We start from the raw sequence: 19,046 nt of genomic DNA, 5'->3' as shown, positions 1-19,046 counted from the left end.
GGAAGCATCACATCTCCCCAAGCCTAGGGGGTGATCGCCACCTTGAGAACGCCGTCGCGCTGATGCGCGAACAGGTCGTAGGCCTCCTCGATCTGGTCGAGCTTGAAGCGGTGCGTTACCAACGGCCGCGTATCGACACGCCCCGAGGCAATGGCGCCCATGAGCCGGCGCATGCGCTCCTTGCCGCCCGGACACAGCGTCGTCCGAATGGTGTGGTCTCCCAATCCTGCCAGGAAGCCGTCGAGCGGGATCCTGATATCGCCCGAATAGACCCCAAGGGAAGACAGCGTGCCGCCGGGCCTGAGCACGCGCAGCGCCGCCTCAAAGGTCTCCTGCCGTCCGAGCGCCTCGATGGAGACGTCGACGCCGCGTCCGTCCGTGAGGCGCCGGATTTCCTCGACCGGATCGGCCTTCGTGAAGTCGACCACGTGATCCGCGCCCATGCGGCGTGCCATCTCCATGCGCGCGGGCACGCTCTCGACCGCGATGATGGAGGTGGCGCCCATCAGACGGGCGCCGGCGGTGGCGCACAGGCCGATCGGCCCTTGGGCAAACACGGCCACGGTATCGCCGATGCGGATCCGGCCGTTCTCCGCGCCGGAAAAGCCCGTCGACATGATGTCCGGACACATCAGCACCTGCTCATCCGTGAGCCCGTCCGGCACGGGGGCAAGGTTCGCCATGGCATCGGGAACGAGCACGTACTCGGCTTGGCAGCCGTCGATGGTGTTGCCGAAGCGCCAGCCGCCGAGCGGCTTCCAGCCGTGCTTCGTGCCGGCCCCGTCCTGGGAGTGGCAGCCGCACAGGCAGGCGGCGCTGTGCCCGCTCGGGGTGATCGCCCCAGCAATGACTCGCTGGCCCTCGCGATAGCCCTGCACGGCCGAGCCGAGCTTCTCGATCACGCCGACAGGCTCGTGCCCGATGGTGAGGCCTCGGGCCACTGGGTACTCGCCCTTGAGGATGTGCACGTCGGTGCCGCAGATCGTCGTGGTGGTGATGCGGATCAGGGCGTCGAGTGGACCGATATCGGGGATCGGCTTCTCATCGAGGACGATGCGGCCGGGCTCCACGAAGACGGCGGCTTTCATCCTAGGCATGGCAGTCTCCCCGATTGGCTCGTGCGGGGCCTGCCGGCCTCGCGCCGCGATCCTGAACGTAGCCCCGTTCGAGGGGACTGACATTGACCTGGATCAAGGCAAGTCGGGGAGCGTCACTTCCCCGTTGGATGACGATGTCCTCGAACTGATCGGCTCCGACCGCTGTTACGTTGGTTGACCGCTAGCTCGACCTTGTGTCGTCGGATTTCCCCAAGGTCCCACTTCCCTGCTGTCCTGTTTTACCTGCTGCACCCTGACCGGTCGTGCCCCGTCCTTGAACCTGGATGCGCCGGGAGCGCTCCGGCCGCCCGGTTTTCGGTACCGTCACCGTGAGCACGCCGTTCTCGAAGCTGGCATGGACCTGCTCAGAATCGACCGCGTACGGCAGCCGCAACGAGCGCTGGAAGGTGCCGTAGGAGCGCTCGACGAAATGGAAGTTCTCCTTGTCGTCCTTGCGCTCGAACTTCTTCTCGCCCCGGATGGTGAGCACGTCATCATCGAGGCTGATGTCGAGGTCCTGCTCGGTGACGCCGGGCAGTTCTGCTGTGATGCGGATCTCCTTGTCCGTCTCCGATACGTTCATGCTGGCGTTGACGAAGGTGCCACCACCTTGGCCCTGGCTGCCGGCTGCGGCAGGCAGGCTGGCACCGCGGAAGACGTCGTCGAAGAGACGGTTCATCTCGCGGTGGAGCGACAGGAAGGGATCGCCGGGGAACATCCCGCCGCTGGGGCGGAATGGGGTCATGGGATTGCGGGTCATCGTGCATTCCTCCTCATCAACCTCTGATGCCGGGCGGATGGCGTCCCGCTCCGGAAGGGCAACACAACTCAGACAGAATGTTCGGATCCGGCTTTCCGCCAAGGACAAGCCCTAGCGAAGGTGCCCGATCCGCAGGGCCGATGATAGTCCTCCAGCGGCCGTCTTGGAATGGGGATCGGGTCTCAATCCCGCCTCGCGGTGATCGCCGCGAGCGTCACCGAGCAGAACGCCACGAACATCACGGCCGCGTTCACCGCGTGCGAGTACTCCCATTCCCGGCGCAACCCGCTCCAGTCGTCCGGCATGGTCGTCCAGTTGGCGGTCGCCTGATTGGCCGGGAACGTCCACGCGAAGAAGATCGCGAAGAAGGCGACGAGGCACAGGGCTGCCGTCCATGCGAAGTAGACGGCCGGACGCTGCCGCCGAAGCTTGATTGCCAGGATGACATTGAGAATGAGTGCGACCACATCAAAGAGTCCGAGCCAAGCCCAGCCGGTATAAATGCCCTGGACGCTCAGGTAGGCATCTCGCGGCAAGTTGATCTTGTTGGGCAGCGCGAACAGGTGGGCCCCAGCGGGCACCAACGCGAGAGCGGTGATGAGGACCGCGAGGAACTGTACCACCCGTGACCTCATACGATGACTCCTACTATCCGGGGTTTTCAGAAGGTCTGCTCGGGGTGAGTAGGCGAAAGTCCTCTGCCTGTCACCAACGTCTGCTTACCCCATGTAAGTAGACATCCAAGCTGTGTCCAAGAAGTGCCATGAATGGACCTTGCTGGCCCAGACGTTCTGTCTCGTAGAGTAGTGCTCATCGGGCGCTAGAAAGCATAAGCCTATCAAGCTCGATGATCGCCTGCCTTATGGTCTCATGGTTTGCCTCGGGCATCACAACATTAGGTGAGGCGGTGCACGTCGGAATGCTGGAAGCTGCTCCCGGCGGCGAAGTTCCTGGCTTAGGTGGCCTATTTGAGAAGCGAGAGCCGTCATTGATAGCTTCTGTATCAGGCCAGTTGCCGGAACGCCCTACCGGCCAAAGGCGTTGGCACAGCGTGACCATTTATGCGAGAAGGCATGCAGGTGAATCCGGGCACAGACCAGATGACCTACCGGGCCCCGCAGGGCCGGGCCACGGTCCGGATCGGAACTGCCGCCTGGAGCATCCCGAAGGAGCATGCATCAGCGTTCCCGGCCGCCGGATCCCACCCGGAGCGTTACAGCGCCGTCTTCAACGCGGTGGAGATCAATTCGTCCTTCTACCGCCCACATCGAACAGCCACCTACGAACGCTGGGCAGCCTCTGTGCCGGAGGACTTCCACTTTGCAGTGAAGGCCCCTAGGGCGATCACCCACGAGCGCCGGTTGAGGGATGTAAGCGACCTGCTGGATCGCTTCCTTTCAGAGGTGAAAGGCCTAGGGCGCAAACTCGGCCCCTTGCTGATTCAACTACCCCCTCGTTTGGGCTTTCTGGCTGGTGTTGCTGACTGCTTCCTGAGTGAGCTTAGAACCCGGATCGAGGGAAGCATCGTCTGCGAGCCGCGCCATGCCTCCTGGTTCACGCCGGAGGTCGAGGCTCTGCTCGCCGAACTTCGGATCGCCCGAGTGGCTGCCGACCCGGCCCCGGTCTCCGGCGCGGACCAACCAAGTAGCTGGCGCGGTCTGGCCTACTACCGTCTTCATGGCTCACCTAGAATCTACTACTCTGCCTACAGTGCGGAGTATCTTGCAGCCAATGCGGAGCGACTCGTATGCGATGCAGCGGCTGAGGTCTGGTGCATCTTCGACAACACGGCAGCCTTCGCTGCGACCAATGATGCGCTCGCCACAAAGGCCTTGGTGCAAGGTAAACGAATTGAACCTGCCTCTTGACGGCGAGCACAACAAACCTATCGGTTGGCGATCTGATAGCGGCTGAATGGGTTGTACCGAATACCCATCATGCCGCCCGGAAAAGTTCACTCTGACGCCAAGAAGCGGACGACCGTCGCTCTCGGGGCCTCGCCAGTGCAATCCGCTCCTCGAAGCGCGCTTGCGCCTCCTGGAGAAGGCGGCGCTTTCGGGCATACGGCTGGGTTGCCGCCGTTGCGTCCTGCACGATGGCCGCCGCCGCTGCATAGACATCAGCGGTTGCGGCATCCAGACCCGGATCGCGTTCGAACAAGGCAAGCAGGCTCGCCAAGTTCTTTCCCAGGAGAGTCTGCAGGTCGCCAAGGTAGGCCTGCTCCCCGCCACTTTGGATGGCTTTCAGGGTCGGGGCGATTAGGTTGAGCTTCTCATGGATGGCTTCATCAAGCGTCTTCTCCGCCATGGGCATTCATCTCCGAATGAGGGGCCCACCCAGTCCCTGCTTCACGTGCAGACAGGATGCTCTTGCTGGGTTAATCGACCGTTTCGTTGGTGAGCGGTCGATAGCTAGTATCTGCTCGGTAGCAAGAATGGCCCTCTGGCGCATCCACATGACGATTTGCTCACTGCTGCATTCCTGTCCTGCTCGACGTCTACATGCGCGCCATGGATGAAGCAGGCCCAACCCCTGTCGCAGAGGCGGCCTGAGCTCCCCTTAGTATCTCAATTACCGATAAGGCCGCCCCCAAGGGCGGCCTTTTACATTCCAGGTGATGCGGACCTGTCCGATCCGCAAAAGGTCAGCGTTATGCGGCAGGAGAACCCTCAGGCTGCGTCTTCCGATGCGCTGATGTCGTCGTTCCCCTGCAACTCCGCGATCAGGAAACCGGCATTCTGGCGGATCTTGCCTTCGATATCGGCTGCGACCTCCTGGTTGTCCTTCAGGAACGTCTTGGCGTTCTCTCGGCCTTGGCCGAGGCGCTGGCTGTCATAGGAGAACCAGGCGCCAGACTTCTCCACCACGTTTGCCTTAACCCCGAGATCGATCAGTTCGCCCATCTTCGAGATGCCCTCACCGAACATGATGTCGAACTCCACCTGCTTGAAGGGCGGAGCAACCTTGTTCTTGACGACCTTCACGCGCACCTGGTTGCCGATCGGCTCATCGCGGTCCTTCAGAGTCGAAGTGCGACGGATGTCGAGGCGCACGGAGGCATAAAACTTCAGGGCGTTGCCGCCCGTCGTGGTCTCCGGCGAGCCGTACATGACGCCGATCTTCATGCGGATCTGGTTGATGAAGATCACCATCGTCTTGGTGCGGCTGATCGAACCGGTAAGCTTGCGCAGGGCCTGGCTCATAAGGCGGGCCTGCAAACCAGGACGGCTTTCGCCCATCTCACCCTCAATCTCGGCTTTCGGGGTCAGGGCCGCCACCGAGTCGATGACGAGAATATCCACAGAGCTTGAGCGCACGAGTGTGTCGGCAATCTCTAGCGCCTGCTCCCCATTATCCGGCTGGGAGACCAGAAGATCATCCAGGTTCACCCCGAGCTTGCGGGCATAGACCGGATCCAGGGCATGCTCGGCATCGATAAAGCCGCAGACGCCACCCTTCTTCTGGGCCTCGGCGATGGTCTGGAGCGCGAGCGTCGTCTTGCCAGACGATTCCGGTCCGTAGACCTCAATGATCCGGCCGCGCGGCAGACCGCCGACGCCGAGCGCGATGTCGAGTCCGAGTGACCCTGTGGAAACCGTCTCCACTTCGACAATCTGATCGCCACCAAGGCGCATGATGGCACCTTTGCCAAAGGCCCGTTCAATTTGGCTGACGGCAGTCTCAATTGCTTTTGTTTTATCCGTGGTCATCCCGCATCCAGTTCTTATCAGAAGAGCCGGACCCTAAGGATTTATGTGGCGAAAGAAAGAACAAAAACAGAACATGATGTCGCGCCTGTGCGTGAAGACGACAAGCTGAGCCATTGCGGACAGAAGGGGGATGGGGGTCTATAATGGACCCAAAGAGGAAGGATTCGACTGCGTCTGCGAACCCTGCCTACCTTGACCACCTCGACTTCCGGCAGCGCCAAGCAATGAAGCAAGGTGTCCTGGCCGATGGCTCAAACTCGGCCGGGCCGTTGCTGGTCATCGCTAGAGCAGGATCAGGCAATGCCAACACCTTTGCCCATCGCGTCCCCCATCTTATCGTCAATGGAGATAATCCGCGTGGACAGGATGCAGCGACTTCTTTCAGGCCGCATGTGAACGGCTAATCAGATCAGGTTGAGGTCGGCTGCCCAGCAGTCAGAACAACATTTGTTCAACCGCTCGGCGCAACCAGACAATATTGTTGACGAACTAGGTTCCATGAAGGTCCGCTTGCCGCTTGACTGCAGCAGTTTTCTTTACTTCCGACACGCGCCAAGAGCTGTCCATTGTCGCAGGTCTTCAAGTCTATCCGCATTCGTCAGCGGGTTCCCAGAGAGGTCAACGTTCAATCGGAGAGGTTATTGTAACTATTCTCGATGATGAACTTATCCGTCTGAGCGACTACGCGCCAGATTGTCACTGATAGAACGTCCAGAGAAGATTTTCGCTGAGTTCCTTCAGCGCCTCGACGGCATCAGGCCGCTCCCGGGCCACCGCAGCTACGATGGCGTCGGCGAGCGCGAAGGCGGCGGTCGGCGAATTCGGCAGCAGTCGGTTTCTCGCCGGAGCGAACAGCGTGATGTCGGCGATGGGGACGAGCGGAGAACTCGGCCCGTCAGTCAAAGCCATCACCGTGGCTCCGCGATTCTTGGCGAGTTTCGCCAGATCGACGGTCCCGCGGGAATACCGCGGAAGCGAGATGGCCAGCACGAGATCGTCCGCCCCCACATTCATCAGGTGCCTGACGGCTTTCTCAGCGCCCCCGCGGGACGAGGCGAAGATCACGTTCGCATCGAGATAGAGCGTCAATCCTTCATCCAGATGCGCCGCCACATGGTGGCTTGCCCCCGATCCGACGATGAAGATGCGGCCGGCGCGCAACAGGACGTCCATGGCTCGTGAGCAGGTATCCTCGTCGACAGCCGCAAGGGTCTCATCCAGATTGGCCGCCTGATCCTTGAGGGCCGTCACGAAGGTCGCGAAGGCGGAGCTTTTCGTGCTGTGGGCATCGGCGAAACTGTCGACGGGAGCCATGGCCAAACGCAGCGCCTCGGAGAGTGCGGCCCGGAACTCGCCGTAGCCGGCGTAACCCAGGGAGCGAACGAACCGGGTCACAGTCGCCGTGGAGGCGCCGCTGCGCTCTGCGAAACCCTCGATCGTCATCGTCGCGGTCTCAAGAGGATGCTGAAGCACGAAGTCCGCCGCACGCCGGTGTGCTTCGCTGAGCGCGGCGTACACGAGCGCAATGCGGTGAGCCAGATCCGTCGTCGGCTTCAGAACTTGAGACACGGGCACTCCGGACTGATTGACGTCAGGATATTTTCATGATCTTTAATCTGAGAAAATAAATCTGTCAAAAGACAGTCGCCAAGGGAACCGGAGAGAAATTCGATGCACCGTCTACTCATATTTGCCTTCGTCGCCAGCACCTGCCTGCTCAGTGCTCCCGCATGGGCACAGTCCCTTAAGATCGCGCTCAGCTCGGAGCCGACCGCGATCGACCCACACTATCACGATCTGACGCCGAACAATGCCCTCGCGGCTCATATCTTCGACGGATTGACCAAGCAGGACGAGCAGCAGAAGGTTCTGCCGAACCTTGCGACGTCCTGGGAGAACGACGGCCAGAGTCGGTGGACCTTCAAGCTCCGCGAGGGCGTGACATTCTCCAACGGTCAGCCCTTCACCGCCGACGACGTGATCTTCAGCTTCTGCCGCACCCTGAAGAACGAGACGGCAATCGCAGGCTCGTTTGCCGACATCACGGGCAACTTCACGGCTGTCGAAGCGCCCGATCCGCAGACCATCGTCATCACCACGAAGGCGCCGGATCCCCTGCTGCCGAACTTCCTTTCCAGCATCGCCATCCTGAGCTCGTCCATTCTTCCGCATGACAAGCTGACCTTCGACGTCGCCAAGAACTGCGGCGTCACCGGAGCGTGGCCCGTCGTCGGCGACTTCAACGACGGCAAGCTCGCCATCGGCACGGGCCCCTACAAGTTCAAGAGCTACACGAAGGGCACGAGCGTCGAGCTCGAACGCAACGACAAATACTGGGGCCAGTCGGAGCCTTGGGCCAACGTGACTTTCGTGCCGGTCCCCAATGCCGGTCCGCGCCTCGCGGGCTTGCTCGCCGGCGATTACGACGTGATCGAGAACCCAGCTGCGCGCGACGTGGCCCGTATCAAGGACGACAAGCGCTTCAGCTACGTGATCACGCCCTCGACCCGCGTCATCTACTTCCAGCTCGACGTCGAGCGTGAGCCGAGCCCGTTCGTGAAGGCCGAGAACGGTAAGAACCCGTTGAAGGACCCGAAGGTGCGCAAGGCGATGTCGCTCGCCATCGACCGTGACGCCATTATCAAGCGCATCATGGACGGCGCCGCCGAGCCGGCCTATCAGTTCCTGCCCAACGGCATGTTCGGCGCGCTGGAGAACCCGCCGAAGCTCGCCTACGATCCGGCTGCCGCGAAGAAGCTCCTGGCTGAGGCCGGCTATCCTAATGGCTTCCAGATCACGCTCTCGACGACTAACGACCGCTACATCAACGACAGCCAGATCACGCAGGCCGTCGCACAGTACCTCACACAGGTCGGCATCCGCTCCGAAGTTGACGCGATGGCCCGCGCCATCTACTTCCCGCGTCGCGCGAAGAAGGAATTCAGCGTGGCCCTCGGCGGCTGGGGCTCCACGAGCGGCGAGGCCTCGTCCTTCCTGAAGCAATGGGCCGCAACGCCGGACGAAGCGAAGACCATCGGCGGCTCGAACTACGGCGGCTATGCCGATCCGGAATTCGACAAGCTGATCCGCACGGCGATCACCACCCTCGACGACGCCAAGCGCGCGGAGATTCTCAAGCAGGCAGGTGTGAAGGTCATCGAAGGCGGCGCGTTCATCCCGCTGCATTTCGAGAGCACAATCTGGGCCTACAAGGCGAACCTGAAATATACCGGCCGCGCGGACCAGTTCACGATGGCCATGCAGGTCAAGCCCGCGAAGTAAGCAAGCCATGAACGAAGCCGCGAGCAGATCGGAACGCCTCACATGACGGCCTACATCCTGCAACGTCTGATCCAGAGCGTCCTGGTTCTGCTCGCGGTTTCGATCGTGGTCTTCCTCGCCGTCTACGGCATCGGAGACCCGATCGAACTTCTCGTCCCGCCGCAGGTCAGCGCTGCCGAACGCATGGCCATGATCCAGCGTCTCGGACTCGATCTGCCCGCTTGGCAGCAGTATCTCGGCTTCCTGGGCAACGCCCTGAAAGGCGATCTCGGATATTCCTTCGTCCATGGCGTTCCGGCGGTCGATCTGATCCTGGCGCGGTTGCCGGCCACGTTCGAACTCGTCCTCCTGGCCATGAGCCTTGCCGCCATCATCGGCATCCCGCTCGGCCTTCTGGCCGGTCTCAACCCCGAGAGTCGTCCGAGCCGCGCCATCATGGCCGGAACGATCCTCGGCTTCTCCCTTCCGAGCTTCTGGAAGGGCATGATGCTCATCCTGCTCTTCAGCGTCTTCCTCGGCTGGCTGCCGACGGCGGGACGCGGAGAAACGGTTTCCGTGCTCGGAATTCCGACGAGCCTGCTGACGCTCGACGGCCTCAAGCATCTTGCCCTGCCCGCTTTGAATCTCGCCATTCCCAACATGGCCCTGATGATCCGCCTTGTCGCGGCGGGAACGACGGAGGCGATGACGCAGGACTACGTCAAATACGCTCGCGCCAAAGGCGTGCGTAGCAGGCGCATCGTCGGGCGGCATGTGCTGCGCAACATCCTGATCCCTGTCGTGACGGTGGCCGGCATGGAATTCGGCAGCCTCGTGGCCTTCTCGACCATCACCGAGACCGTGTTCGCCTGGCCGGGCATGGGCAAGCTCCTCATCGACAGCATCTATCAGCTCGACCGTCCCGTCGTCGTCGCCTACGTGATGCTCGCAACGCTTCTTTTTGTCGCCGTGAACTTCCTCGTCGACATCCTCTACGCGGCGCTCGATCCCCGCGTGAATCTGACCGGAGAAATGGCATGACCGCTTCAAGAGTGGTGGCCGCCGACGCCGATACGGCGCTGCGCTACAAGGTCCTGCGCCGGATCAAAAGCCGCCCCACGACCCGCGGCGCAGTCATCCTTTTAGGGATCCTCCTGCTTCTCGCGCTCCTTGCTCCCTTCATCGCGCCGCAGAATCCGCACGACCTCGCATCGCTCAGCGTGATGGACAACCGCTTGGAGCCCGGCTCGCAGGGCATGACCGGGATCACCTACTGGCTCGGCACCGACGCTCAGGGCCGAGACATGCTCAGCGCCATCCTGTACGGCTTGCGGACCAGCCTGCTGGTCGGTCTGACCTCCACCGCGGGAGCGCTCGGCATTGGGGTTTTCGCCGGTCTCGTTGCGGCCCAGTTCGGGGGAACCATCGATGCGGCGATCATGCGCGTCGTCGACTTCATGCTCGGCTTCCCGTCGATCCTGATTGCCCTCGTGCTTCTCGCCTCCATCGGGCGCGGTGTCGACAAAGTAATCATCGCCATCATCCTGGTGCAGTGGGCGCAATATGCCCGCCTGATGCGCGCGGCGGCTCTCGTCGAGCGGCGCAAGGAATACATCGAGGCCGCGGTCAATTTCGGCCTGCCGACGCGCCACATCATGCTGGCGCATCTCCTGCCGAACTCCATCAGCTCCGTCCTCGTCGTCTCTACGATCAGCATCGCGGGCGCGATCACGCTGGAAGCCACCCTCTCGTTCCTCGGCGTCGGCGTTCCGGTGACGCAGCCTTCCCTCGGACTGCTGATCGCTAACGGATTCGAGTTCCTGCTCTCGGGAGAATACTGGATCGCGGCCTTTCCAGGCATCGCCCTCGTGTTGCTGATAATGTCGCTCAACCTCGTGGGTGAGCGCCTGCGCAGAAGCTTCAATGTGAGGGGCCAATGACCTCCGCATTGCTCGAAGTGCGTGGACTGAGAACCGTCTTCCACGATCTCGCAGGTGCATGGCCGGCCGTTGACGGCGTTGATCTCGTGGTGCAGCCCGGCGAGATTGTAGGTCTCGTGGGCGAGTCCGGCTCCGGGAAGTCGGTGACCGGGTTCTCACTGGTCCAGCTGATCGACGCTCCCGGCGAGATCATTTCCGGCGACATCCTGTTCAAGGGTGAAGATTTGCGCCAAGCGTCCGAAGAACGCCTGCGCCGTCTGCGCGGCGACCGCATTGCGATGATCTTTCAGGATCCGCTGATGACCCTCAACCCGGTCCTCCCCATCGGCGAGCAGATGTGCGAGGCGATACAGGAGCACCGTTCCTGCAGCGCGCAGGAGGTCCTGGAAGAGGCGTCCAGGGCCTTGTCCCAGGTGGGCATTTCCTCTCCCGAGACGCGATTGAAGCAGTATCCGCACGAGTTCTCGGGCGGGATGCGCCAGCGCGTGGCGATTGCCACCGCCCTTCTGAACAAGCCTGATCTAATCATCGCCGATGAGCCGACGACGGCGCTCGACGTCACGATTCAGAGCCAAATTCTGTTCGTGGTCCAGAAGCTCAGCCGGGAGACCGGCACGGCAGTCCTGTGGATCACGCACGATCTTGCCGTCGTCGCCGAGCTCGCCGACCGGGTCGCCGTCATGTATGCCGGGCGGATCGTCGAGACGGGAACCGTCGACGATGTGCTCGATCGCCCCCGCCACCCCTACACGCTTGGCCTGCTCGGTTCTTCGTCCGCGATGGTCGCCCCCGGCGAGCGCCTGAGACAGATCAACGGCGCTGCGCCCAGCATCGACACGCGCCCGAGCGGATGCCCGTTCCAGCCGCGATGCGAACGCGCCATGTCCGTCTGCGCGCAGATCGATCCCCTATCGCAGGTCATGAGCAACGGGCAGACCTATCGCTGTCACAACCCCGTGCCCGAAGGCGTTGCCCAATGATCGAACCCTTTTTCGAGCTGCGCGGCGTCAGGAAGTACTTTCGCGGAAAGGCGACCCTCGCCCAGCGCATTCTGGCTGCAACCGGAAGCGTTCCCCCGCCACCTGTGCTGAAAGCAGTCGATGGGGTCGATCTCAGCGTAAAGCGGGGCGAGGTGCTTGGGCTCGTCGGCGAATCCGGTTGCGGCAAGTCCACGCTGGCGCGGGCCGCGGCTGGGATCACCAAACCCACCGCCGGAGACATCATTTACGAAGGACGGCACGTCACCGAACTGCGCGGCAAGGACCGGCTGGATTATCTGCTCAAGGTCCAGATGGTGTTTCAGGACCCTTATGCATCGCTCAATCCACGAATGCAGGTACGCACCATCGTCGGAGAGGCCTTGCGGGTTCACGGCCTGTTGCCGAAAAGCGAGATCGACGCCGCCGTCGACAAGGCTTTGACCGAAGTCGGCCTCGATGCTGCCTATCGCAACCGCTATCCGCATCAGTTCTCCGGCGGACAGCGCCAGCGTATCGGCATTGCCCGCGCGCTTGCAGTGAAGCCTGGGTTGCTGGTCTGCGACGAGCCGGTCTCCGCGCTGGACGTCTCGATCCAGGCCCAGGTCATCAACCTGTTCATGGACATTCGCGAGAAGCATGGCCTGACCTATCTGTTCGTCAGCCACGATCTCAGAGTCATCCGGCATATCAGCGACCGCCTCGCGATCATGTATCTCGGGCGTATCGTCGAGATCGGGCCGGCCTCGGCCATCTTCGCTGAACCGGCCCATCCCTACAGCGCGGCGCTCATAGCGGCGAGCCCCTCGACGGAGCGGCGCAAGCGCGTGTTCCAGCCGCTCAAAGGCGAGTTGCCCTCCCCTCTGGCGCCGCCCAGCGGCTGTCCTTTTCACCCTCGCTGCGAGCGCGCCATGGCAAAATGCCGTGAAGTACGCCCGATCCTGAAAGAGATCGCCCCAGGACGCAGCGCAGCCTGCCATTTGCACCATTCGGACAACACATGACGACAACCATGCTTACCCCTGAGATCGGCCGCAGCACGCTTCCGTTCGTTGACCCGTATCATCCTGACAGGCCGATCGAGGTAAACTTTTATCGCCCGACCGATCACGGCCCCGACGATCCGGTCGTCATTGTCCAGCATGGCATGCTCCGCAATGGCGACGAGTATCGGGACTTCTGGGTTCCTGCTGCTGAAAAGCATCGGATCCTGATTGCAGCGCCGACGTTTTCCGATGCGCAATTCCCCAAGCCAGAATCGTACAATAACGGCTTGGTCATCAATGATGACGGAAGTGTGCGCCCTCACGAGAAATGGCTTTATGCCATCCCGGCCCGCGTCTTCGCCGCCTTGCAGAAGGGAGGCGTAACGCGCCGCCCGAGAGCGAGACTCTTTGGTCATTCGGCTGGCGGACAATTCGCGCACCGAATGCTCGCAACCCAGGATCATAGGCCTTTTGAGGCGGTCATCGCAGGCAATCCCGGCTGGTACACCTTGCCTACGCTGGAACGCTGGTTCCCCGAAGGTCTCGGCGGCCTCGGCCTCGATGAAACCAGCATGGCGCGCTGGTTCTCTTATCCGATGCACATCTTCGCGGGCGACCAGGATATCAGCACCAACGATCCGAATCTGCCGGCCCAGGCGGAAGCCTTGAGGCAGGGGCCGCATCGATACGCTCGTGCCCAATTTGTCTACGATTTTGCATGCCACGAAGCCAAGCGCCTCGGACTTCCCCTCCATTGGAAGTTGATCCGCGTCAAGGGTGTGGGCCATGACGGTGCCGCCATGTCTCGCGCGGCCGCAGCCTACTGGTTTGAGGGGAACATTCCGCCGGCTGAAGAGCTGATCACCGCGGAAGTGGGCGCTTTGTAAAGCGGCATCAATTTGACGACCATTCACGACCGACTTTGGAGCACGACATGAACGTCCGAAACGAGATTTGGCAGCATGTGGATGCTGCAAAGAGCCGCTTCGTTGCCTTGAGTGATCGCATCTGGGGAATGCCTGAGGTCTGCTATACCGAAGTCCGTTCAGCTGCCGAACATGCTGCGGAATTGCGCCACCAGGGCTTTCGCGTCACCGAAGGTGTTGCTGGCATCCCGACCGCCGTCATCGGCGAAGCAGGTGATTGCGGCCCGGTAATCGCTTTCCTGGGCGAGTACGACGCTCTCCCGGGCTTGAGCCAGGAGGCCGGCGTTGCGGAGCATCGTCCCATCGAACCCGGCGGGCCTGGACACGGATGCGGACACAATCTCCTCGGATCAGGCGCCCTGCTCGCTGCTGTCGCCCTGAAGAACTGGCTTGCCGAGAAGGGCATTCCGGGTCGCGTCAGGTATTACGGCTGCCCTGCCGAGGAAGGGGGCGCGGCCAAAGCTTTCATGGTTCGCGCTGGCGCCTTCGACGACGCCGATATCGCGATCTCCTGGCATCCCTACAGTTTTTGGGAGGTCGCACCAGCGCTGTCGCTGGCCAATACGCGTGCCGACTTCGCCTTCACAGGTCGTGCAGCCCATGCCGCCGCTGCTCCACATCTGGGACGCAGCGCGCTTGATGCCGTCGAGTTGATGAATGTGGGCGTGAACTATATGCGCGAGCACATGCCGTCCGATTCCCGTGTGCACTATGCCCTGCTCGATACAGGCGGCATCGCACCGAACGTGGTGCAGGCCTATGCCCGCGTGCGCTATTCGATCCGCGCCATGGACCTGCCCGGCATGCTCGACCTGATCGAGCGCGTGCACAAGATCGCGCAGGGAGCCGCCCTCATGACGGAAACCAGCGTCGAGATGCGCATCGTCAGCGCTGTCTCCAACACGCTTGGCAACACCCCGCTCGAACATGCCCTTCACAACGCCATGGAGGAGCTTGGACCACCCCCATTCGACGACGCCGATCGTGACTTCGCGCGCAAGATTCGAGAAACCCTGTCGGAACAGGAGATCGCATCCGTCTACCAAGCCATAGGGCAGCCGAAGACCGATGAACCTCTCGCCGACTTCTTGACGCCCCTCGCCTCCCTGCGCAAGCCTATGATCGGCTCGACCGATATCGGTGACGTGAGCTGGGTCGTACCCACTGTTCAAGCGCACGCTCCGACGGTGGCGATCGGCACCCCGTTCCACACCTGGCAGATCGTCGCTCAAGGTAAGATGCCAGCGGCCCACAAGGCGATGGTGCATGTCGCCAAAGCTATGGCCGCTACCGGCATGGCAGCGATCACCGATCCATCTTTGATTGCAGCCGCGAGGGCCGATCTTGCGGAGAGAACGCGGGAAACCCCATATGTGAGCCCGCTGCGGGAGGGCGTCGAGCCCCCGTTGGACATGTCGCGCAGTTAAGCTCTGATTGACCGCAGTCTCTGGCGCGAGGGAACGTCGCCCGCCCCGTGCCGCTTCGATGGTGTCAATATCGATGCACGCTGATGCTTGTGTCAGGTATATACCAACGTCAAACGCGTGATATGCCAGCGCGGGCGGTGGAGAGGCGCCATAATCGAGCGGGATTAGGCCGGATTCTCCAAGGCAGCGCAGCACAGTTGAGAAATGCTTGAGCTGCTCTCCCGCAGACCCCATCCGACAAGCACGATATTCTGGGCAGCGATGGCCGAGCCATTGTCATTCAACATTTCGGCAAGGGCGCGGGTACAGGCAAAAGCGGGAACACCGTTCAATCTTACTGTAAGGCCTCGCAGGCTGCTCGTGCCGAGTTTGAGTGATGTGGTGACTACGAGTGAAGTAAATTTCATGCAGATCTCTGGTCAAAAACCGTAATCGTTTGCCAACGAGTCAACGGACCGATGGTGAGCCGCCGGCTTGCTGGCCCATACCAGCAACTGGCAAATCTCAAAGGGGCTATCCTGCAAGCTGTCTGCGCTCTGTAAACTTCGATGTCTCCCTCAAATACAGCGTAATATGGTGGCTGTAATTTTCGGAGTCTAAGTTTAAGCGCGCTTGCACATGAGCCTGCAATATTTCGCTATCGACATACATATCGCCCTCCACGAGGTATCCAATGACATCGGCAAGGGCGCCTGGACTACCTGCTGAAAAAGGCAAGTCGACTCGAGTGTCTGCTTTCTCACTCATGCCCCCGATATCGGCATAGATCATCGGCCGACCGGCCATGCGTGCCTCTTGGATGACAATGGGCGAATTCTCCCACCAGATCGAGGGGATGACTATCCAGTCGCTGCCGCGCATGAGGCTAAGGACCTCCTGATTGCGGTAGGCTCCCATCATGCGAACCACATCGCGCGTTTCCTCGAGCAAGCGATCGACCTTGCGCCCGAATTCGCTGTCGCGGAAATGCTTGTTCTCGCCGTGGATGCGCACCTCGATCCGCTTGCGAACGCGTTTAGGCAACGAGGCGCAGGCCTCCAGCAGCACGTCGACGCCCTTGTAGGGATTGATCTGGCCAAAATAGGAGATCGTGAGCCGCCGATTGCTCTCCACCCGCAACGGCTTACGGTCGGCCAGCGTGCGGCTACGTCCGAGAACATCCTGATCCATGATGTTCTCGATCACCTCAATGCGCTCGGCCGGTACTCCCCAGGCCACATAGCGCTCCTTGAGGAAGGCGCTGGGCGAGACGAACATGTCGACATTGTCGAAGAAGAGCTTGAGAATCGACTCCCGCACGAAGAACTTGCCGGCGCTGATTGAAGGAAAACATCCGCTGCATTCCGCCGGTGACGCCGCATAGCACAAGCGGCCGTTGGTCTTGATCATCTGGCCGAAATGCGCGCAGATGGCAGCATATTCATGGAACGTGAAGACAACCCGGACGCCTGCCTCCTTGAAGAGCTCGAAGATGTCGAGGCCCCAATAAATGAAGTGGTGGATGTGTACTACATCCGGTCGCGCGTGGCGGATGAGTTCGTGGATCAGCTGCTTTAGCAGATCGTAATTCTGGCTCTGAAAGGTAAGACCATCCACTGGCGGCGGAGCAGCGAGGATCTCGTCGAGACGACTGCGGAAGCTGCCAAAGAAGGCGCTGTGGCCGATAGCGTCGTGCTCCGCGCGGGCTACGAACACGGCCTTTTCCACCTTCGGATCCGCCTTGAGCGCTTGGAACAGCGAGTAGGCCGCGCGCTCGGCGCCGCCCGCCCCGAGATCCGGATGTCCGTGTGAAAGGACCATGACACGCATGTGAGAGAACCTATCTGATCGATTGGTAGCCGGCGCGCCCCGCACGCGCCGTTCGGGTTGATGCCGGTTATGCCGTCTGCCTGGGTGTGGAAACCTTGAACACCCGCTTGGGCTTCGTCAGCTCCGCCTCCCAGCGCCGGTTGAACTCGGCGCAGTTCATGTAGGTGACCATGGACCGGACATCGGCATCTCCCATGGACGGGATCGACTGCCGCTCCAGGTGGTACAGCCCCGGATGGACATGGACCTGGATCTCGGCCCCGCGCTGGCGCGCCCTGAGGCAGAGATCCGCGTCCTCGAAGTCGCCGCGCTCGTAGCGCAGGTCGAAGCCGCCGAGTTCCGTGAAGAGGTTCTTCGACAGGGCCATGAGGGCCGCCGTGACGGCCTGGGCCGGGCGGATGGGATCGCCCTCGTAGAGGTCGAAGGGCAGGCCCTTCATGGGGTGGTCGGCCACGAGCAGGTTGCCCATGGCGGACGAGCGCGGGAAGGTCATCCCGAGATGCTGGATGGTGTTGTCCTCGTAGAGCAGGGAGAATCCGACCACGAGCTCCCGCCCCCCGGCGCGCTTGCGGTCGCGGATTTCCTCCGCGGCCTTCACGAGGCCGGCGGGGTCCTTGACCAGGATGTCGGAGTTCATGAGGAACAGCACGTCCCCGCGCGAAAGGCTGGCCGCGATGTTGTTGGCGCCGCCATAGCCGTAATTGGCCAGGTTCCGCAGGAGGCGCGTGGGAACCCGCAGGCCCGTGGAGCGCAGGGCCAGTCCGTTATAGACCTCGGCCCAGATGCGCGGATCGTCCACCACCAGCACCAGCTCGAAGCCGTCGTCGAGCACCCGCTGGAGGTAATGCACGCAGTTCATGAAGAAGGCATCGCCGTAGAATGGGATGATCACCGAGGAAACCGGCCGGTCCTGGGGGAGCTTCGGCCCGAAATCGAACACCTGGGCGCTCATCTCGCCTTTTTCGGTCGAAAGCAGATGCCGGTAGCTGCGATCCACCTCCTCCGCCTTCAGGGAGCGTATGTCGCCGAAAGCGCCCCGGATGATGCTCATGGCAAGGGCGTCGTCGCGCTTCGCGCTCACCGCGAGTGGCCCGTGAAACGTCACCTGCGCCCTGTCCGGCGACACCTCGACGAAATAGAGATCCTGCCCCTCCACAGCGGCGGGGATCACGAAAGTGAAGCCGTGCTCGTCGGAAGCGCTCGTCAGGGCATTCTCACCCCGAAGATGCGCATGCACGTCCGGCCTTGCGGTCCGCTGGATCGCGTCGTTAGAAACCCATGTTTCCAAGTTGGCGCTCGCCGCATGGACAGTCTGGCCGCCAATATTGGCCAGCCAGCCGTTGGCCACAATTCCGGTACCGGAGAGCACCAGGTGCTCAATCCAGCACAGTCTGGGAATGTCCAGCGGCCGTACAGCAACCCTGGCACCGATCAGACCCGCACCCCCCTCGTCGCCGGAAGCCCGCAGCACCTGCGCCAGCGCTGCCCCAAGGCCGTCGGCGAGGTCGTCCGGGCTGATGCTCACCATATGGAGCGCTACGGCCTTGCCGGCGCGGGGCGCATCGAGAGACACCTCAACTGTTTGGCCCAGATCAAATCGGCTAGCGAGCGGCCGCGGCAGCCCGGCGAGGAAGCGCCGGGCCTTCGGGGCCTCGGCCTCCACGGGAGCGGCCATTCTCTTCCCGCGCTTCGGCCGGAAAACGGGCTTGGGCCGTTCCATCCCGCCGTCTGCGGCGCCCAACTCGATCCATTGGCCACGCGGAACCGCAATGGCCGCCCGCCCCTGGGCGAGCCTGATCCCGCTCACTCCATCGACAGCCGCCCCGGCGGGCACCCGAAGCACCACGCTCAAGGTTCCTCGCAGGGCGATTAGCCGTTCGATCTCAAGGCGCGCGCTGCCTGCGGCGGAAATGGATGCAGATGTCACTGGAACTGCCCCAGACTAAGCTTTGCTTGTATAATGAGTATGTTATCTTCTTGCGGGAGGAGGTGCCTGTTCGTCAAGTAACATAAGGAGCTTGGCAGGCGGCGCGACGTAGAATGAAAAGTCGCGGTTCGATATATGATCTCCGCCACTTAGGTATTTTGAACATCCTCTTTCTTTGAACGATCCATTAGGCAGCATCGGCTTTGTCCTCAGAACTTCCCGAAAT

General features: G+C 61.8%; 16 protein-coding genes and 1 pseudogene. 9 read left to right on the top strand and 8 right to left on the bottom strand.

Features of this window, described 5'->3' with window-relative positions; genetic code table 11:
* Positions 1 to 23: 23 nt before the first annotated feature.
* From I2H36_RS15045 to I2H36_RS15035, 3 genes are all read right to left on the bottom strand, one after another.
* Positions 24 to 1,097, bottom strand: coding sequence for an NAD(P)-dependent alcohol dehydrogenase (locus I2H36_RS15045; protein ID WP_196264719.1), 1,074 nt, complete (start codon positions 1,095 to 1,097; stop codon positions 24 to 26).
* Positions 1,098 to 1,278: 181 nt separating this feature from the next.
* Entirely contained in the window at positions 1,279 to 1,857 is a 579-nt protein-coding gene (locus I2H36_RS15040) for an Hsp20/alpha crystallin family protein (protein ID WP_196264718.1), read from the bottom strand.
* Positions 1,858 to 2,039: 182 nt separating this feature from the next.
* The gene (locus I2H36_RS15035) at positions 2,040 to 2,492 is read right to left on the bottom strand and encodes a DUF1772 domain-containing protein (protein WP_196264717.1); all 453 of its coding nucleotides are present in this window, start codon (positions 2,490 to 2,492) and stop codon (positions 2,040 to 2,042) included.
* A gap of 438 nt (positions 2,493 to 2,930) precedes the next feature.
* On the opposite strand from I2H36_RS15035, the gene I2H36_RS15030 reads away from it, so the two are divergent.
* Positions 2,931 to 3,725 carry a DUF72 domain-containing protein gene (locus tag I2H36_RS15030; RefSeq protein WP_246718832.1) on the top strand — a complete coding sequence of 265 codons (795 nt, stop codon included), beginning with the start codon at positions 2,931 to 2,933 and terminating at the stop codon, positions 3,723 to 3,725.
* Between the two features lie 67 nt (positions 3,726 to 3,792).
* Here I2H36_RS15030 and I2H36_RS15025 read toward each other — a convergent pair whose 3' ends face one another.
* Complete coding sequence (locus I2H36_RS15025; protein WP_196264716.1) at positions 3,793 to 4,164, bottom strand: hypothetical protein; 372 nt, start codon at positions 4,162 to 4,164, stop codon at positions 3,793 to 3,795.
* Positions 4,165 to 4,526: 362 nt separating this feature from the next.
* Positions 4,527 to 5,567: a recombinase RecA gene (gene recA, locus I2H36_RS15020; RefSeq protein WP_196264715.1), complete on the bottom strand. Its 1,041-nt coding sequence runs from the start codon at positions 5,565 to 5,567 to the stop codon at positions 4,527 to 4,529.
* Between the two features lie 143 nt (positions 5,568 to 5,710).
* Between recA and I2H36_RS20120 the strand changes: the two are divergent.
* Positions 5,711 to 5,926, top strand: a pseudogene (locus I2H36_RS20120) (hypothetical protein); the annotation flags it as partial.
* Positions 5,927 to 6,263: 337 nt separating this feature from the next.
* Here the strand turns inward: I2H36_RS20120 and I2H36_RS15015 are convergent.
* Positions 6,264 to 7,136, bottom strand: a complete 873-nt coding sequence (locus tag I2H36_RS15015; protein ID WP_196264714.1) for an SIS domain-containing protein — start codon at positions 7,134 to 7,136, stop codon at positions 6,264 to 6,266.
* A gap of 102 nt (positions 7,137 to 7,238) precedes the next feature.
* On the opposite strand from I2H36_RS15015, the gene I2H36_RS15010 reads away from it, so the two are divergent.
* Genes I2H36_RS15010 through I2H36_RS14980 form a run of 7 tightly spaced genes read left to right on the top strand, consistent with a single transcriptional unit; the run spans position 7,239 to position 15,084 of the window.
* Complete coding sequence (locus tag I2H36_RS15010) at positions 7,239 to 8,849, top strand: ABC transporter substrate-binding protein (protein WP_196264713.1); 1,611 nt, start codon at positions 7,239 to 7,241, stop codon at positions 8,847 to 8,849.
* 42 nt (positions 8,850 to 8,891) lie between these two features.
* Positions 8,892 to 9,869: an ABC transporter permease gene (locus tag I2H36_RS15005; protein WP_196264712.1), complete on the top strand. Its 978-nt coding sequence runs from the start codon at positions 8,892 to 8,894 to the stop codon at positions 9,867 to 9,869.
* A complete protein-coding gene (locus tag I2H36_RS15000; RefSeq protein WP_196264711.1) occupies positions 9,866 to 10,768 on the top strand; it encodes an ABC transporter permease in 903 nt (300 codons plus the stop codon). Before I2H36_RS15005 ends, I2H36_RS15000 begins: the two co-directional genes overlap by 4 nt.
* Complete coding sequence (locus I2H36_RS14995; protein ID WP_196264710.1) at positions 10,765 to 11,748, top strand: ABC transporter ATP-binding protein; 984 nt, start codon at positions 10,765 to 10,767, stop codon at positions 11,746 to 11,748. Before I2H36_RS15000 ends, I2H36_RS14995 begins: the two co-directional genes overlap by 4 nt.
* Positions 11,745 to 12,749 (top strand): ABC transporter ATP-binding protein, encoded by a 1,005-nt coding sequence (locus I2H36_RS14990; protein WP_196264709.1) that lies wholly within the window; start codon positions 11,745 to 11,747, stop codon positions 12,747 to 12,749. Before I2H36_RS14995 ends, I2H36_RS14990 begins: the two co-directional genes overlap by 4 nt.
* Positions 12,746 to 13,618 (top strand): alpha/beta hydrolase, encoded by an 873-nt coding sequence (locus I2H36_RS14985; RefSeq protein ID WP_196264708.1) that lies wholly within the window; start codon positions 12,746 to 12,748, stop codon positions 13,616 to 13,618. Before I2H36_RS14990 ends, I2H36_RS14985 begins: the two co-directional genes overlap by 4 nt.
* A gap of 47 nt (positions 13,619 to 13,665) precedes the next feature.
* Positions 13,666 to 15,084 carry a M20 family metallopeptidase gene (locus tag I2H36_RS14980; RefSeq protein WP_196264707.1) on the top strand — a complete coding sequence of 473 codons (1,419 nt, stop codon included), beginning with the start codon at positions 13,666 to 13,668 and terminating at the stop codon, positions 15,082 to 15,084.
* Between the two features lie 513 nt (positions 15,085 to 15,597).
* On the opposite strand, the gene I2H36_RS14975 is transcribed toward I2H36_RS14980, so the two are convergent.
* Entirely contained in the window at positions 15,598 to 16,893 is a 1,296-nt protein-coding gene (locus I2H36_RS14975) for a glycosyltransferase (protein WP_196264706.1), read from the bottom strand.
* A 67-nt stretch (positions 16,894 to 16,960) separates the two neighbouring features.
* The gene (locus I2H36_RS14970; RefSeq protein ID WP_196264705.1) at positions 16,961 to 18,820 is read right to left on the bottom strand and encodes a glycosyltransferase; all 1,860 of its coding nucleotides are present in this window, start codon (positions 18,818 to 18,820) and stop codon (positions 16,961 to 16,963) included.
* Positions 18,821 to 19,046: the final 226 nt, after the last annotated feature.

The organism is Microvirga terrestris (assembly GCF_015694425.1).
GTDB lineage: Bacteria > Pseudomonadota > Alphaproteobacteria > Rhizobiales > Beijerinckiaceae > Microvirga > Microvirga terrestris.
This window is presented reverse-complemented; position numbering and strand designations above follow the sequence as displayed.